The organism is Roseburia sp. OM04-10BH, assembly GCF_003462605.1.
Classification (GTDB): Bacteria; Bacillota; Clostridia; order Lachnospirales; family Lachnospiraceae; genus Roseburia_C; species Roseburia_C amylophila.
Map to the genome: position 1 here is coordinate 334,930 of NZ_QTZI01000001.1, position 16,737 is coordinate 351,666.

Annotated in this window: 13 protein-coding genes; 7 read left to right on the forward strand and 6 right to left on the reverse strand. The window is 42.5% G+C overall.

What is annotated here, in order from left to right:
• Positions 1-117 precede the first annotated feature (117 nt).
• The gene (locus DXB43_RS01535; RefSeq protein ID WP_117946327.1) at positions 118-2,202 is read right to left on the reverse strand and encodes a methyl-accepting chemotaxis protein; all 2,085 of its coding nucleotides are present in this window, start codon (positions 2,200-2,202) and stop codon (positions 118-120) included.
• Positions 2,203-2,522: 320 nt separating this feature from the next.
• Here DXB43_RS01535 and thiE point away from each other — a divergent pair, with 320 nt between their 5' ends.
• The 5 genes from thiE to thiM all read left to right on the forward strand — a co-directional run bounded on the left by thiE (position 2,523) and on the right by thiM (position 6,913).
• The gene (gene thiE, locus DXB43_RS01540; RefSeq protein ID WP_022243900.1) at positions 2,523-3,170 is read left to right on the forward strand and encodes a thiamine phosphate synthase; all 648 of its coding nucleotides are present in this window, start codon (positions 2,523-2,525) and stop codon (positions 3,168-3,170) included.
• 400 nt (positions 3,171-3,570) lie between these two features.
• Complete coding sequence (thiD, locus tag DXB43_RS01550) at positions 3,571-4,374, forward strand: bifunctional hydroxymethylpyrimidine kinase/phosphomethylpyrimidine kinase (protein WP_117946329.1); 804 nt, start codon at positions 3,571-3,573, stop codon at positions 4,372-4,374.
• Positions 4,367-5,551, forward strand: coding sequence for a putative hydroxymethylpyrimidine transporter CytX (gene cytX / locus DXB43_RS01555; protein ID WP_117946331.1), 1,185 nt, complete (start codon positions 4,367-4,369; stop codon positions 5,549-5,551). Before thiD ends, cytX begins: the two co-directional genes overlap by 8 nt.
• A gap of 42 nt (positions 5,552-5,593) precedes the next feature.
• Positions 5,594-6,109, forward strand: a complete 516-nt coding sequence (gene thiW / locus DXB43_RS01560) for an energy coupling factor transporter S component ThiW (RefSeq protein ID WP_022243897.1) — start codon at positions 5,594-5,596, stop codon at positions 6,107-6,109.
• A 3-nt stretch (positions 6,110-6,112) separates the two neighbouring features.
• Positions 6,113-6,913, forward strand: a complete 801-nt coding sequence (thiM, locus tag DXB43_RS01565) for a hydroxyethylthiazole kinase (RefSeq protein ID WP_117946333.1) — start codon at positions 6,113-6,115, stop codon at positions 6,911-6,913.
• A gap of 21 nt (positions 6,914-6,934) precedes the next feature.
• On the opposite strand, the gene DXB43_RS01570 is transcribed toward thiM, so the two are convergent.
• Both DXB43_RS01570 and DXB43_RS01575 read right to left on the reverse strand, forming a co-directional pair.
• On the reverse strand, positions 6,935-7,813 hold the full coding sequence (locus DXB43_RS01570) for a YitT family protein (protein ID WP_117946335.1): 879 nt from the start codon (positions 7,811-7,813) through the stop codon (positions 6,935-6,937).
• An 18-nt stretch (positions 7,814-7,831) separates the two neighbouring features.
• A complete protein-coding gene (locus DXB43_RS01575; RefSeq protein WP_117946337.1) occupies positions 7,832-9,784 on the reverse strand; it encodes a helicase-related protein in 1,953 nt (650 codons plus the stop codon).
• Between the two features lie 793 nt (positions 9,785-10,577).
• Here DXB43_RS01575 and DXB43_RS01580 point away from each other — a divergent pair.
• Entirely contained in the window at positions 10,578-11,963 is a 1,386-nt protein-coding gene (locus DXB43_RS01580; RefSeq protein ID WP_117946339.1) for an MATE family efflux transporter, read from the forward strand.
• A 159-nt stretch (positions 11,964-12,122) separates the two neighbouring features.
• Here the strand turns inward: DXB43_RS01580 and DXB43_RS01585 are convergent, their stop codons facing one another.
• Both DXB43_RS01585 and DXB43_RS01590 read right to left on the reverse strand, forming a co-directional pair.
• Positions 12,123-12,947, reverse strand: a complete 825-nt coding sequence (locus DXB43_RS01585; RefSeq protein WP_158561564.1) for a TPM domain-containing protein — start codon at positions 12,945-12,947, stop codon at positions 12,123-12,125.
• A complete protein-coding gene (locus tag DXB43_RS01590; RefSeq protein WP_117946343.1) occupies positions 12,940-14,535 on the reverse strand; it encodes a zinc ribbon domain-containing protein in 1,596 nt (531 codons plus the stop codon). Before DXB43_RS01590 ends, DXB43_RS01585 begins: the two co-directional genes overlap by 8 nt.
• A 680-nt stretch (positions 14,536-15,215) precedes the next feature.
• Here DXB43_RS01590 and DXB43_RS01595 point away from each other — a divergent pair.
• Entirely contained in the window at positions 15,216-15,482 is a 267-nt protein-coding gene (locus DXB43_RS01595) for an RDAC family protein (RefSeq protein WP_117698453.1), read from the forward strand.
• Positions 15,483-15,532: 50 nt separating this feature from the next.
• Here DXB43_RS01595 and DXB43_RS01600 read toward each other — a convergent pair whose 3' ends face one another.
• Positions 15,533-16,651 (reverse strand): DUF4422 domain-containing protein, encoded by a 1,119-nt coding sequence (locus DXB43_RS01600; RefSeq protein ID WP_117946345.1) that lies wholly within the window; start codon positions 16,649-16,651, stop codon positions 15,533-15,535.
• Positions 16,652-16,737 lie beyond the last annotated feature (86 nt).

A 16,737-nucleotide genomic window follows, 5' to 3' on the forward strand; every position in this document is an offset into this window, starting at 1 on the left:
ATTACAAATACAAAATACAGACCAAAAAGAAAACTCATAGTAAATTCCAAACGGAATCTGCTATGAGTTTTCTTCTTTCGCAAGCAGCGATATCTTAAAAAATTACTTGAAATAGTTTTATCCTAGCAACTGTTCTACATAATCTTTAATTGCCATATTGTCTTCCGGCATCTGGCAGCCGACGATATACATGCCTTCGTCGTCGGAACTTCGGATAATATGACCTTCCAAAGCAGCCTGATCCGGTAAATCAAAGGAAAGGATATTTAAGAGAATATCAGTCCCTTTGCTATCTGCAAAGAACGGTGCATCGCAAAGGAAAGCAAATCCGTTGGCACTGATATTTTCCATACGTCCATGGAAGGTTTCTCCGGTGTTCTTAACTGTAATATTACAGAAATTGGAAAGGTCGGCACGAGGATATTTCCGTCTGTTTAAAATATTTGGACTGCCGGTGATTTCTACGACGAAATCAGAGGTTATTTTATCTACATGGATGGAAGCATTATCCCAGCAGTATAGTACATTTCCAACAGTAATCTGGATGGAACAGGATTTGTTGTTACGAAGAGAAAGCTTTTCTTCCAGGGAAAGTATAATCTGGTTGGAATACTGTTTCAGAACTTCACCATGGAAATCATGGTCAGGGTTTTCCGTCAGGCGGATGGTTGCTTTCATACCAGGATTGATATCTTCAATACCCATGAAGCCGCCGATTCCAAGCTTGCACATCAACGCCTGGATTTCATTTTCTATGCTGTTAATATTGTTAGCACTTTCATCATATTTACTTACCATACGCTGACTGATATCATCGGAATCATGAATGCAGAGTGTCATGGTATCGACAATTTCAGAAATATACTTCATGTTTTCTACTAACTGTCGGTTTGATGTTTCCACTTCTTTGATTGCATTGTCAATGACCTGTATATGCTCACCCATCTGAGATGAGTCAGCGGTAATTTTATTTACGTTTTTGCCGGTCAGTGTGACTTTCTCAAGAGTAAGCTGAATAAGTTTTAAGGTCTCTTCAATGGATTTTGTCATCTTGCCGGAGATTTCATCCAAACGCATCAGCGCATCCTGGATCTGTTTGGATGAAGCCTTGGTTTCAGTGCTCAAGGTACGGATTTCTTCAGCAACAACAGCAAATCCTTTTCCTGCTTCTCCGGCTCTTGCAGCTTCGATGGAAGCATTTAAGGCAAGGAGGTTTGTCTGACCGGAAATATTATCAATGGTTCCGGTTTCTGATTTTACTTTTTCAAATTCAGAAGTAAATTCCGTAAGAACCTGTTCTACTTCGCTGGAAAGCTTTGACATAGTGCCGGCAGTTGTAACCAGACCCTCTAAGTCAGCAGAACTAATCTGTGCATGGTGAATGGATTCATCCGTCAAAGATACCATTTCGTGAATCATGGATACAACATGCTCAACCTGGGAATTGATATCGGTAGTCATATCAAGGGAAGAAGTCGTACGGTTCTGTAATTCCTGATTGTTGTTGGTCAGATTGTTCATTCCTTTTAAGACAACGTCAGAACCGTGTTTATTTTCATTAGCCAGTTCCCGGACAACGGTGATACCGTCCATAACGTTATTGCTGGCAGTTTTCACCTTTTCTACGGTATTTACCACACGATGTAAATCATCCTTGATACTGTCTGTCAGTGCACCGTCAGCCTCATTTAAATGGCGGATGGACATGATATAACAGATATAGCATAGAATCAGGCAGGATATCTGCAGCTGATAATTCTTTACATCAGTAGCAGTGGTGCAGCTTAATACCATATAGCGGTAAATAATACTGATCACTACGCTGATAGTATTTGCAATACCGCACTGCAGCATGAATTTCCGGTCTTTAAAAATAATTAAAAGACTGGTTACCGGCAGAATGTAGGTAAATGCAATTGGGGATGCTGTGGTACATAAAAGATAAGTATAAAAGATACCATAACCAAGCACCAGTATATAGCGATAGATGTCAGTAGTTTTGCCTTTGATTTTTAGAAATAATTCTCCAATAAAAAATGGAATCCAGCAGAGCAGAACAAAATAGAGATACTGCTTCGATGGATAGAGACCGTTGGACATATCGGCACCATAGTTAGCGGTCAGCAGCAGGGAAAATACAAGCCAGATTCTGCGGGCTTTGATATTGGCCTTGGCTTTAAAAACATTTTCATCATAATTCATAGATATTCTTAATCCTTCTCTTTCGTACAATGATATAATAAGCTAAACTAATTCTAAGCCATTTTTTTGTGGTTTTCAAGGTATTTTATGGAAAACATAGCTTGCTTTTTTATGGGGAATGTGTATAATGAAAATCGTTGAAAAACGGGGTGCTCGCATAGGCGGGCTGAGAGTAAGCAGAAGCTTTAACCCAGAACCTGATTTGGATAATGCCAACGTAGGGAGATAACGAAACGCAGGTGTGATTACTTAGTGTGCAGGAATCTTTTTTACAGAGGTCCTGCACTTTTGTTTTTGCAGGTAGTGAGGAGAAATCACATATGAATATTACAAGAGAACAGCTTCTTCTTTATGCCATTACCGACCGTAGCTGGCTTAAGGGAGAGACCTTATATGAGCAGGTGGAAAAAGCATTGAAGGGCGGAGTTACTTTAGTGCAGCTTCGGGAAAAAGAATTATCTGAGCCGGAATTTGAAGCAGAAGGCAGAAGCCTTTTGGAACTCTGCCACCGTTATAGGGTACCATTGATCATCAATGATAATGTGGAACTGGCAGAAAGGATAGGAGCCGATGGCGTGCATGTGGGACAGTCCGATATGGAGCTGACCCGTGCAAGAGAAATTCTTGGAACAGATAAAATCATCGGAGTGACTGCGAAAACAATAGAACAGGCACAGGCAGCAGAAAAAGCCGGTGCAGATTACTTAGGAAGCGGAGCCGTATTTGGCAGCAGCACCAAGACTGATGCAAAGCCGATGGAACTAACCCTGCTGCAGGAAATCTGTCAGAGCGTCACCATCCCCGTAGTCGCAATTGGCGGCATCAACCACGATAACATCCTGAAATTAAAAGGATGCGAAATTGCAGGAGCAGCAGTTGTAAGTGGAATCTTCGCATGTGAAGACATCGAAGAGGGAACGAAAGAACTGTTGCAAAAAGTAAATATGGTAGTAAAAAATCATGAATAAGATAGGACATAAAAAAGTCTTACTTATATAAAGTGCAGATGATGATAAGATGAGTCTTATTTTGAATGAGGAAACACGCTGTCCTTGGAATACCATTTCTTTGTCTTTCCTGGGACACTTGGATTTCCCCTATTCAACAGGCAACGCCGGCATCATGGATGTGCCGGCGAGGCGGAATGGAGCATGGATGCAACTTTTCGCCGTTTGCCGGAAAAAAGATATACTTATGGGAAATTCTAGTGACCCTGAAAGACAAAGAAGGTATGCAAGGGCAGCGGGATTGCTCATTGGAAATATAGTAAGATATATCATCGCCTGCAATGTAATAACAAACCACAGCGGCAGATTGGGGGCACCACCTTAGGTCGCTATACAAAATTAATGCAAAGGAGACAAATGTATGAACACAGCATTAACAATCGCTGGAAGTGATTCCAGTGGAGGCGCCGGCATCCAGGCAGATATTAAGACGATGACCGCCAATGGCGTATACGCCATGAGTGCGATCACGGCACTTACTGCCCAGAATACAACCGGCGTAACAGACATTATGGAGGTAACTCCAGAATTTTTGGCAGAGGAGCTGGATCGTATTTTTACGGATATATATCCGGATGCAGTGAAGACCGGAATGGTCTCTTCCAGTGCTCTGATAGAGACAATTGCGGACAAACTGACAGCGTACCACGCAAAAAATATAGTCGTGGATCCTGTTATGGTAGCGACCAGCGGAGCAAAGCTCATCAGCGATGACGCTATCGGTACATTGAAAACTAAATTATTGCCTCTGGCAACTGTTATAACCCCAAATATCCCGGAAGCGGAAGTGCTTTCCGGTATGGAGATAAAGACAGAAGCAGATATGGAAAAAGCAGCAGAAATCATTTGTAAAACCTTCGGTTGTGCCGTGCTGTTAAAAGGAGGACATCAGTTAAATGATGCCAATGATTTGCTCTGGCAGAAGGAAAAAGAGCCTGTATGGTTCCACGGAAAGAGAATTGATAATCCAAACACCCATGGAACCGGTTGTACCTTATCATCTGCCATAGCATCTAATCTTGCCAAGGGACGCGGTCTGGAAACATCCGTGCAGTATGCAAAGAATTACATATCCGGCGCACTGGCAGCCATGTTAGACCTTGGAAAGGGAAGCGGCCCGATGAATCACGCATTTGCAATAGAAGGAGAATATACCAATGAATGAGAAGAAGACATCTGTATTCAGTAACGGATTAATCTGGTTTGGAGCCGGTGTATCCATAGCTGAAATTTTAACCGGAACTTATTTTGCACCACTTGGATTTGGCAAAGCCATGGCAGCTATCTTATTGGGACACTTAATCGGTGGACTGATGATGTTTGCAGCAGGGATGATTGGTGCAAGAGAACGAAGAAGTGCCATGGAAACCGTAAAAATGAGCTTTGGAGAGAAGGGAAGCCTTCTTTTTGCAGCGTTGAATGTATTGCAGCTGGTAGGATGGACAGCCATAATGATTTATGATGGCGCACTGGCAGCCAATGGTGTCATTTCAGTAGCAAACTGGTTCTGGGCAGCTATTATCGGAGTCCTCATTATCCTTTGGATCCTGATTGGACTTACCAATCTTGGAAAGCTCAATACCGTTGCAATGACTGCATTATTTATCCTGTCACTGGTATTGTTTAAAGTGATTTTTATTGGAAATGGAGCCATTCCGGCAATTGTGGATGATGGAAGCCTTACCTTTGGCGCAGCCGTAGAGCTTGCGGTAGCAATGCCACTTTCCTGGCTGCCATTAATCAGTGATTATACAAGAGAAGCAGAAAAACCATTTGCAGCAACCGCAGTCAGCGTTGTTGTATACAGTCTGGTCAGTATTTTCATGTATGTCATTGGTATGGGTGCAGCACTTATTACCGGTGAATATGATATTGCACAGATTATGTTAAAGACCGGATTTGGTATCGTAGGACTTGTGATTATCATTTTCTCAACAGTAACAACGACTTTCTTGGATGCTTATTCTGCAGGTGTTTCCAGTGTATCCATTTCTGAGAAAATCAATGAGAAATGGGCAGCAATTATTGTAACGGTAATCGGAACTGTTGCAGCAATTGTATATCCAATGGATAACATTACAAATTTCTTATATCTTATCGGTTCTGTCTTTGCTCCGATGATTGCCGTACAGATTGCAGATTACTTTATTTTAAAGAAAGCCAATGCAAAAGACATGGCATTTCAGTGGCGTAATCTTGGTGTCTGGCTTATCGGATTTGTGCTTTACCGTGTGCTGATGCACATTGATACTCCGGTTGGAAATACACTTCCGGATATGGTGGTTACCGTCATTCTCTGCGTGATTGTGGAAAAAGTTGCAGAAGCAGTAAAGAAAAACTAAGAGGTTCCCGTCCTCTCGGATGGGAACAGAAGAGAGGACAAAATGAATCACAAATCAAACTTAAAGAAATTAACCGTAACAGCAATTTTTGCAGCAATCGCAGTCGTAGGAAGCCTGTTTTCATTTCCGGTATTCGGCTCAAAATGTGCCCCGGTACAGCATCTTGTAAACGTACTGTGTGCTGTTCTGGTAGGACCTTGGTGGGGACTTGCCCAGGCATTTATTGCATCCTTAATCCGTAACCTTTTAGCACTGGGAAGCCCACTGGCATTCCCGGGAAGTATGTGTGGAGCACTTCTTGGCGGACTCCTTTATAAATATGGAAAGAAACTCCCATTTGCATATATCGGTGAGGTAGTAGGAACCGGAATTATCGGTGGAATGCTTTCTTATCCGGTTGCTTATCTGGTAATGGGAAATACAGCAGCTGCATTATTTACTTTTGTAGTACCATTTTTAATCAGTACCTGTGGCGGAACCATTATTGCAATGATTATTACCATTCCTTTAAAGAAATCAGGAATGTTAGCAAAAATGAAAGACAGTCTGGAGAACTAGAATATGGAATTAGAAGCCGGAAAAATTGCAGAACTGCATCATGAGATAAAAAAGAAACGTCCGGTCATTCACTGTATAACCAATGCGGTGACCGTCAATGACTGTGCCAATATTCTGCTGGCAGCAGGCGCATCTCCGACCATGGCACATCATCCGCTGGAAGTGGAAGAGATAACAGAAGGGGCAGCAGCCTTAGTCTGCAATCTTGGAGCTATTGCGGATTTTGAAGCTATGGAAAAAGCCGGAAAGAAAGCGGATGAAATGGGACATGCCATTGTATTAGACCCGGTAGGAATTTCCGGTTCTACTTACCGGCGGATGAAATGCCAGACTTTGATAAAAGAAATTCACCCGACCTGCATTCGGGGAAATTATTCTGAGATTCGTGCACTGTTAAAGGACTGCAATACCGTAACCGGTGTGGATGCATCGGATAAGTCTGTTGATGTGGAAAGCATGAAACAATATGCGAAGGTACAGAAGACCATACTGATTGCATCCGGTGCAGTGGATGTGATTACGGATGGCGTAGAAGTCTTTGAATGCAGAAGAGGCCATGAAATGATGGCGCATATTACCGGAAGCGGTTGTATGTCATCGGTTATGCTGGGTGCATTTCTTGGAACAGAAGCAACCATAGAAGCGGCAGCAGCCTGCTGCAGTTTTATTGGATTGTGCGGCGAGGCAGCCGCAGAAAAAACAAAGGAATGTCAGGGCGGTACCATGACATTCCGAAATGTTTTCATTGATGAAGTTTCGTTGATGACACCGGAGAAAATTTATGACCGGTATCAGGAAAAGTAGTTTTGTATACCAGATGATGCATTAATCATTTGGAGTATTGTGAAACCGGCCTTCCAATTCCTCCGTCTTTACAATATTGATAAATGCGTGTGGGTCGATGGAACGTATCATAGGAATTAACTGGCGCTTAGCCTCCGTATTAATGACGGAGTAGATAAGCGTCTTTTCTTTTTCTTCATAACAGCCAATGCCCTGAAAGAGGGTGGCATCGTGGTTGGTGGTTTCCCGGATCGCATGATAAATTTCATTGGATTTATCAGAAATAATAAACAGAGTCTCTTTCTTGTAACGCTTATAAAGCATCTGAATTACCTGTGTGCTGCAGAACTGGTAAATAATGGAATAAAGTGCAATAGACCAGCCAAAGAGAGCACCTGCAATGGCAAGGATAATGACATTGCCAAGGAGAATATAATTCCATGCATCAATTCCCTTCTGGGAAGAAAGATAAATACTGATAAAATCGGTTCCACCGGTAGTAGTTCCAACGTTTAAGCACAGGCAGATGGCAAATCCGTTTAAAAGACCACCGAACACACTGATTAAAAGAACATCCTGTGTAAATACATAAGCCGGCAGCAGGTCTACGAAAATACTGGATAAGAAAATCGTAAGAATCGAGTACCAGGTAAATTTTTTCCCAAGGAACCGGAAACCGATATAGATTGGGAAAATATTTAAAGCCACGTTGAAAAAGGTATATGGAATATCAATATGGAAAAAGGTCAGTCCGATTTCCTGCAAGAGCAGGGATACTCCGGCAAAGCCGCCCGGAAATAATCCGGCAGTTTTCGCAAAACAACGCAGGTTCCATGCATACAGAATCGATGCAAAAAATACGATGAAAATCCGGAAGACCTGATAAAATTTTGGATGTTTGGACTCAATGGAAAGAAACATAATGATTACCTCCTGTTATCAGATTTTTTTATAGGGACTGTGTCCATAACACTTCTCACAGACCCGGAACGGATAACCTACCGGCAGCGTTACGCCGCAGTATTTACAGGTGCGGATATAATCCTTCTTATCTTTGGTAAGAAGCTTCATAATTGTATCTTCTGTCTTTTCCCGTTCCCGGTTTAATCGTTCGCTATCAGAAATTTTTCCCATTCTGGTGGAAAACTGATGGTACAAGTCCAGCATTTTATAAAAAGTTTCGTAACGCATCAGTCCCTTGTCATTACACATAATCAGTGATGGAAAATGAAGGGAGACATCAGCAGTATAGGTTTTACAGTAATAGAGCCACAAATCAACGATATCCCGGTTTTTGATATCAATGGAGCAGGTCAGCATCCGGTAGAGGGTATGTTTATCCTCAAACCCATCGATTTCTTTACGGGCTTTATATGCCTTATCATATAGAAAGAGAATTTCGTCAATGCTGATTTTCTCAAAAGGAGCAGAGGGCTCTACGGATTTCCATATTTTTAAAATGGCATTTAATGGCTCGTCCATATCTAAAAGGACATGTGGGAAACCAAGGCTTACCTTCTTAATAACCGGTTCCGGCTGGTCAAAACGTTTGGCAATATAATTTCTGGCATCCTCGCCCATGGCATTGACATAACCGGTGTCATACATGCCAAACCGTCCGGCACGTCCGGCAATCTGCCGTATCTCCGGAATATTAAGCGGGCGGGTGGAAATGCCGTCATACTTTTCTGTCTGGATAAAAACAATTCTTCGTACCGGAAGATTCAGTCCCATACCGATGGCATCGGTGGAAACCACTACTTTTGTTTCGTGGCTTAAGAAAAGACGAATCTGTCTTCTGCGGATTTCCGGTGGAAGACTGCCGTAGATGACACTGGCACGAATTCCCTCACGTTCTAATCGTCCGGCAATGTCTAAGACAGCACGCTTGGTAAAAGTGATTAGTGCATCACCTTCTGTGACATCATCCGGAAAAACAAATGCCTCTTGCTCACAGACCAGTGCAGTTTTCCGTTCATAGTGGCGAACCTCAAAGGTGTCATCGCAAAGGGCTATGAGGTGGGTAACAACTTCCTCGGCAGCAGGACTCATGCAGATATGGATTTCATCTGCTTTTACCCCCAGAATAGCGCGGGTCCAGGAGTGCCCACGGTCACGGTCTGCAATCATCTGTGCTTCATCAATAACGGCAATATCATAGTGTTGTTCCATGTCTAACATTTCAATGGTAGAAGAAGTAATCCGGCTGTTTTCCTCCGGAATGCATTCTTCTCCGGTAAGCATTGTACAGGCAATGCCGGCATCTTTCATTTTCTCATAGATTTCCAGCGCCAGAAGACGCAAAGGACCAAGATAGACTCCGCACGAAGCCTCTTTTAAACGCTCTAATGCGTGATAAGTTTTGCCACAGTTGGTAGGACCAACATGCAGGATAAAATGCCGCTGCATGCCTCTGGTCTGTGGAAATTCTGTTTCCGGTTTCAACGGAACCATCCCGACAATCTGATGACGCATTCCAAATTGTCCATACTGATGGCACAAATCCTTTAAGGTGCGCCGGCAGATTGCAAGGGGCATTTCCTGATATAAAAAGTTTAAGAAACGCTCTGTAATTAATTCCGGTTCCTCGTCCCGCAGGGAACTGATATCAAGACGGACCAGCTCAGCAACAAGATAAGTCTCAAACTGCATAATATAAATGGGATTGGCATCCCGATAAACAAAATAGGAAAGATTACGGAGCTGACGGTGATAATTCTCCAGCTGCGGTTGTTTTATCTTCGGAGAATGGATAGCCAGCAGTTCCTTGGAAAGCCGCTGCATCCGCTTCGGATAAGGACCTGTTTCCGGTATCGTTTTTTTATGCTTCTTTTTCGCAAAGGTTTTATACTGGGCACAATAGAATTGTACCAATTTATCTGTCTGTATCATACGACCTCCATATCTATGCTAAGTATACCATTCTTTGGGTATGGTTGCAAAAGACATATTTTTCACTTTACAGGAAATTGCTTTCCTGTAAAGTAAGAAACGCTCCGCGAGGATGCGCACTGCGGCGTATAAGGTAGATGTCGCAAGCGACCGCCGCAGGCGCGAGAATGTGCCAAGGCACATTCTATGTTCTATGAAATCTCTTCCACCGCTGGTTTGACTTCGGAGAAAATGGGTGTTACAATCGTTCGGTATGAAATGCTTTATGCAGGCGATGGGGAAAGCTTATAAGATACAATAAATATCATTGGTATTTAGAGATTGACTGGCTTTGACCTAAAATGCCTACAGTTCTTACACATATGTTTTTCTTGATTGTAAACTGTCTTTTGCCTGCTTTGACTGGAATACTGTACTGTCCGCTGGATACGGATGCCACATAAGTCCTGCAAGGGGCACTAGGAATTTCGATTTACAGCCTGCTTTGTCTGGCAACCGGCACAAATTCACATCCATGTTCATCTGTGCCTCGCTGGTACATCCCTGTACCAGCGTTGCCTGTTGCCAGACGAAATTCCAAGTGCCCCTAACAGTCCTTGAAATGCATCCGCATTTCAGCGAACGGTGCAGTATTACTGTCAAACATGAAAAAGACGGTTTTCATAGCAGAAAGAAAAACATATGTAATAGAACTGTGGTATTTTATGGTCAGGTCAGACAAGCTATGAATACCAAGGATATTTCTTTTAACTTATTGTCTTTCCCCCTCGCCGGAGAAAGAAAGGAGACCGTGATGGAACACACAGTAGAAACTACGAAGAATCCGCTGGCGGAAGAAAAAATAGGGAAACTGATTGCCCGCTTTGCAATACCGGCAATCATCAGCATGCTGGTAAGTTCCCTTTATAATATAGTAGATCAGATATTTATCGGACAGGGCGTTGGCATGCTTGGAAATGCCGCAACAAATATTGCATTTCCGGTATCCATTATCTGCACGGCAACGGCATTGTTACTTGGAATCGGAAGTGCATCCAATTATAATCTGGAGACCGGAAAAGGAAATGTAGAAGAAGCAAATAAGATTGCAGGAACAGGACTGGGTCTTCTGTTTATCTGTGGAGTGATAATTGCAGCAATCGTATTGCTGTTTTTAAATCCGCTGCTGTATTTATTTGGTGTAACACCAGATGTGCTGCCATATGCACAGGATTATACATTTATTACAGCCTTAGGAATCCCGTTTCTGGTATCCACAACCGGCGGAACGCATCTGATCCGTGCGGACAGAAGTCCGACCTATTCTATGACCTGCATGCTTGTGGGTGCAATTATCAACACGATTTTAGACCCGTTATTTATTTTTACATTTAACTGGGGAATCAAAGGAGCCGCATGGGCGACTGTAATCGGACAGTTTGTATCAGGTCTGCTTGTTATTATATATTTTGTAAAATTCCGTAAAATGGAACTTCGGCTTTCCATGCTTCGCCCAAAGGTAAAATATATGAAAGCGATTGCAGCATTGGGAATGGCTTCCTGCATCAACCAGATAGCCATGGCAATCGTGCAGATTACCATGAATAATACGTTGCGTCATTACGGAGAAATGTCTGTATATGGAACAGATATCCCCCTTGCCTGCGTTGGAATTATCTCAAAAGTAAATATGGTATTTATGGCAATCTGTATTGGAATTTCCCAGGGCTGTCAGCCAATCTGGGGCTTTAATTATGGAGCGGGAAGTTTCGAGAGAGTAAGAAAAACATTCTGGCGTGCCTTTGAGATATCTATGCTGGTAGGTGTTGCATTTTTTATTGTATTTCAGATATTCCCACATCAGCTGGTGGCGGTATTTGGTGATGGAAGCGCAGAATATTTCCAGTTTGCAGAGCGGTATTTCAGAATTTTTATGTTTATGACATTTATCAATGGAATTCAGCCAATGTCTTCTGGTTTCTTTACATCCATTGGAAAAGCCAGACTTGGTATTGTAGTATCGCTGACCAGGCAGGTGCTGTTTTTGCTGCCGCTGATTCTTATTTTCCCTTTGTTTATGGGAATCGACGGAGTAATGTATGCAGGACCAATCGCAGATGCAGCTGCAGCTGTCGTTGCCATTTTCTATGCACTGCGTGAATTAAATATCATGAAAAATTTAGAAAAGAAAGCAGTATAAAAAATATTAATATAAAAAACGTCAAAAAGAATCCCATGGAAAACAGAAATATTCTCCATGGGATTTTTGCTATTTCCGGACATATGCAGGAATTTGCCGGTGGCAGGTTCTACAGGTTATGAAATAGCGGTATGAAACGGCAAAAGGCAGGTCTTGGGATTAGAAGCTGTGACCGCCGCCACCGCCGCCACCGCCACTGCTGCTGCCACCGCCGCCACCGCTGCTGCCACCGCTGCTGCCACCGCTGCCGCTGCTGGAAGGCGGACTGTAGACACGGGATTGCCGGATAAAACGGACATTTGGATTGACAATATTGCACTGTGTAAATACCTTTCCTAAAAGATCTGTTTTCGATGGTCTCTTCGCACGGGAGAAGGAACGTACCAGAAAATAATTTAACAACAAAGCAATGATAACTGCTAAAAAGGCATTACTGATATATTTCATCGGCTGCGCAATTTTTCGCCCTTCGAGCAATGTATTAATCTGACCAAAAGCGGTAAATGCACAGGTGTAATAATCACCATCAGAGGCATATTTGTATACATTATCGGTGATAGTGTTGGCATAACTTTTCGTAATGGTTTCATAAATGGTTCCGTTGCTGTGAATCCAGATGTTCCGATTGTCCATATCAATGAGAAATACGGTTGCACTGGTGGAACCGAAGGTGTCGCGGTAATAGCTTCGGATATAATCCTCAGTAGAATAGTAAGGATTGTAATCGATGGATTTAAAAGCAACACTTCCGTAAGTGGTAATCGGAGCCATCTCTTTTCCAAGGGTGGTTTCTTCCTCGTCTGTTAAAAGGTTGGCATCGTCCTCAACGATAACCTGATAACCGGTGCTTTTATTGGTATAGGTCTTGGTTTCGGCTTTGCAGGTAATACTTCCGTTAAGTAAGAGGAAGAAACATGCAAGCAGGCAGCCAAGAATTATTTTTGCAGAAAAAGAGCTGTATTTCTTCTTATATGTATCAGGCACGGTCATCACCTCCCTGTCGGTTAAACTGCGGCAGTTTCCGCATGGTAAGCATATTGTATTCCTTTAAAATGCTAAGAAGCGTAAAAATAATACCGGCAAAAGATACAATTGCACCACCATAGTAATAAAGGTCGGAAACCGGATGCAGGAAAGTAATCATTCCAGCAGCAGCAATGGAAATTAAAGCTCCTAGGAATCCCGGAATTTTTCCACGGGTGGTTGTTTCGCTGAACTGGGAAAATCCAAACAGCGAAGTCAGAACCCCACCGCCGATAACAATAAGCATGACAATTTTAGAAAATGAAAAACCGCCGGAACTAAAGATTCCCATTAGAACCTGAATTGCAAATACACCTAAAAACAGATAAGGAATTATTTTTTCGAATTTAGATTTCATGCTTTTATGGGGCTTTAAGTTTACTTTTACGTTGGCTTCTTTCTTGACATTTCCCTGTTTGGACTGATATCCCCTGTCATTCTCATAGGTTTCCTGACTATGGATTTCGCTCAGCTCCACAAAATAAATAATGGAGGCAAAAAGTGCCAGTGCCGCAGAAAGTATCAGGGTTGAAGCAGGCCGTATGGTAAAGAAAAGATTTAAAAGCAGAAAAACCGGGATAGCCAGTAGAAAGGAACCGAGTAAAAATTTACGTCTATCTACCGGGATATCAGCAGCAACCTTTCCGGTCTGTCCATTGACCGTAGCGTAGGCAACGCGGTCTTTGTTACGGTAGGATAAGAACCATACCGGAAGCATGGCGCTGGCAGCTTCCTTGCATTCCGTATTTAATGCATAACTCATATAATGGTTTGTTTCCGGATAAATAAAATTAAATTCCTGGAAGGCAGGTATTTTTTTGACTTTGGAATAAGTCTGTTCATTGGCAATGGCTTTTGCGTCCTCCAGATAAATATCGCTGTCCACATCGGCAGTATCAGCATAGAAACCACACAGAATGGACGGAGTAAAACTTTTCATGCCGCGCACATCAAAGGGAGCAATATTCTCGCTGATAACATCCGAAAAAGAAGAAGACGCATCATAAGAGAGACCTTTATAATAGGCATCCGTCTGGCAGAGCAGATTATAGTGGTCGGTTACAATATAGTTACCTTCCCGGTGGCTTTTTTCAGCCGGCAGCTGTACTGTACCTTCGTGGGTAATGTTATATACCCAGTAAGGCATATAAATCCCACGGAAATTGTCTACATTGCGTGGGTCTTTCAGTTCCTTAGGGGCAAAAATGGCATGGCGCATCATTTTGCCATAAGCCTTCTTGCAGTCCTCCTTGGTAATCTGGAAAGGAACAATGTAGTCCGGACGTTTTTCCCTGGCAATCCGGCTGTCAAGAATCGTAGAAGCACCACAGAAACTACAGAATCCGGTTGCAGCATTCTCGGTACTTAAGATTTCACCGCCGCATTGCGGACAGGTGAAAATGTTGACATCATAAGTAGATGTCTCCACAGCATCGTGATCCTTCTGATAGCTGTAAGGATTCAGCTGTGTGTGACAGTAGTCACAGAAAAGTGATTGTGTTGGAATATCAAACCTCAGATTTCCTCCACAATTGGGACATTCATACATAACATTCTCCTCTTTTGATTTAATATACTCAGGTATTGACCGCACAAGGATACGTTGTCCCCGGAAAACTTCTGGTATCGAAGACCTTTGTTTTAGATATAAAAATACCGAATTTCTAATGTGTGTGTTTCACTTTTGGTTATAAAAACTATCTTTCCAATGTTTGACAAAATCACTGTACGGTTCGTCGAAATGCAGATGCCTTATAACGACTGCTAGGGGCACTTGGAATTTCGCCTGAAAACCGGCAACACTGGCACAGGGATGTGCCAGAGAGGTGCATATGAGCACGGATGTGAATTTGCACCGGTTGCCGGATAAAGTGATATATTGTCCGAAATTTCCGGTGCCCCTTGCAGCCGTTAGGTGGCATCTACAATCGACGGACAGTGCAGCGATTCCGTCAAAGCAACGGAAAGACAGTTTACCATCAAGCGAAACACACACATAAGAAATGCAGGTATTTCATATTATAAAAACAAAAGGTTCTTCGATACCAAAGTTTTCCGGTATCAACTTATCTCGTTGACAATGACCTAATGTAATATACTAATATGGTAATAGAAATATAACAGAAAGTAAATACATTTTACTTTATATTTTCAGAAAATTGAGTTATAATATATATATCTAGAAGTAATACGAGAGAGTTGTCATACGACCGTAGAGGAGGGGTGCTTATGAGACAGGAATTTACTTATAACCAGATTGCACACCTGAATGCAGCGTTACATGAACAACGCCTGCCATACCGTATTAGCTTTCATGATGCGGAGACAGCCGTTGTAGAACCGTTAGGATTTTGTGCATGTGATGGTAAAGAGGGTATGCTCAAAGCGGCAATTGAAGCATTTTTTGAAAAAGAGGGAATGACCGTAACATTCTCTGACCATTGCGAAATTATTTCACCGGGATGCCGGACCGTTTCTGTGGCAGCCTGCCAGTAGAAACAGGTGAGACCGGAAAGATGGGCAGATTAGAAGGAAGAAGCCGGAATTCAAAAATCTTTGAGATGGGAACAGATTTTTGAAAATACCTTCTCTTTTAAGTCCTCATCAGAACAGAACATTTGAATCGCTATATCCACTGCTTTCGGAGAGAGAGCAGTGGATTTTTTGAGCCATGAAATATCAGCGGCAGACTCTGTCCCTGTAAGAAAATGATTTACAATTTCATTTAACCGGTGGCAGAATTCCATCAGGGAATGATAATCATGAATCATATCTAAAAGGTTGTGCCCATAAAGTTCCTGTTCAAAGGAACAGGTAGAAATCACCTGCATGCAAAGGTGCAGTTCACCGGTAATATCAGAAGCTTCCATCAGAATGTCCGGGCGTTTCGCATAGCTTTCCATGAAAATGGACTGGGCTTTCTGGTAGTCACCATCTGCGAAACATTTTGCCAGAGATTCCCGGAGCACTCTTGTTTCATGTTTTTCGCCGGACATCCCCACCATACATTCATAAGTGGAGAGATTCTGCTTCGCAATGTAAACTGTTAACAGAAATTCCGACAGGAATCCAAACAACCGCTTGCAGTAATTATCATAGCTGCTGATATCGACCCGGCACTCCACTTCAAAGAGAATGTCAAACAGCCATTCACAGTAGGCATCAAATCGTTCTTTTGAAGTAATGAAAATATTCCCAAAATAAGTATGTACATCATGAACCATATGGTGAAAAACAGGCACATAGTCCGGGTATTTTTCAGAAATAACCTGCTCAGTAATCAGCAGATCCTTCTGGTGATGGTTCTGGCTGAAACCATTAAAATACGAAGTATTTAAAGTCAGAAGCTTTGGTGTGATCATGTCATGATTCTGAAGCAGCCGCATCAGCTCTCTTTCCGTGAAAATAAGCCCCTGCCTATTTATGAGATAGCGGCGGTAATGACAGATGCCGATATAATCGCAGGCATGGTAATTTTTCCAGAGCCAGTAGATGCCGGTCAGCTCGCAGAAACTTTTGTTTTTCCGGGAAATATTATCTCCGGTATCATCCGCAAGATAGCCCAATTCCGGAGAAATTGCATGTCCGACCTGCAGGGGAACATACATGGAATCAGTGGGAGCTTCAAATTGTTTGTGGGTCATAACGAATATTTTAATGGACATAATACACCTCGCAAAAACATGCTTTTCCTTTACTGTATACGCAATCGCATTCCCTGGCAAGAGCAAATCGGGGAACCAATCAACAT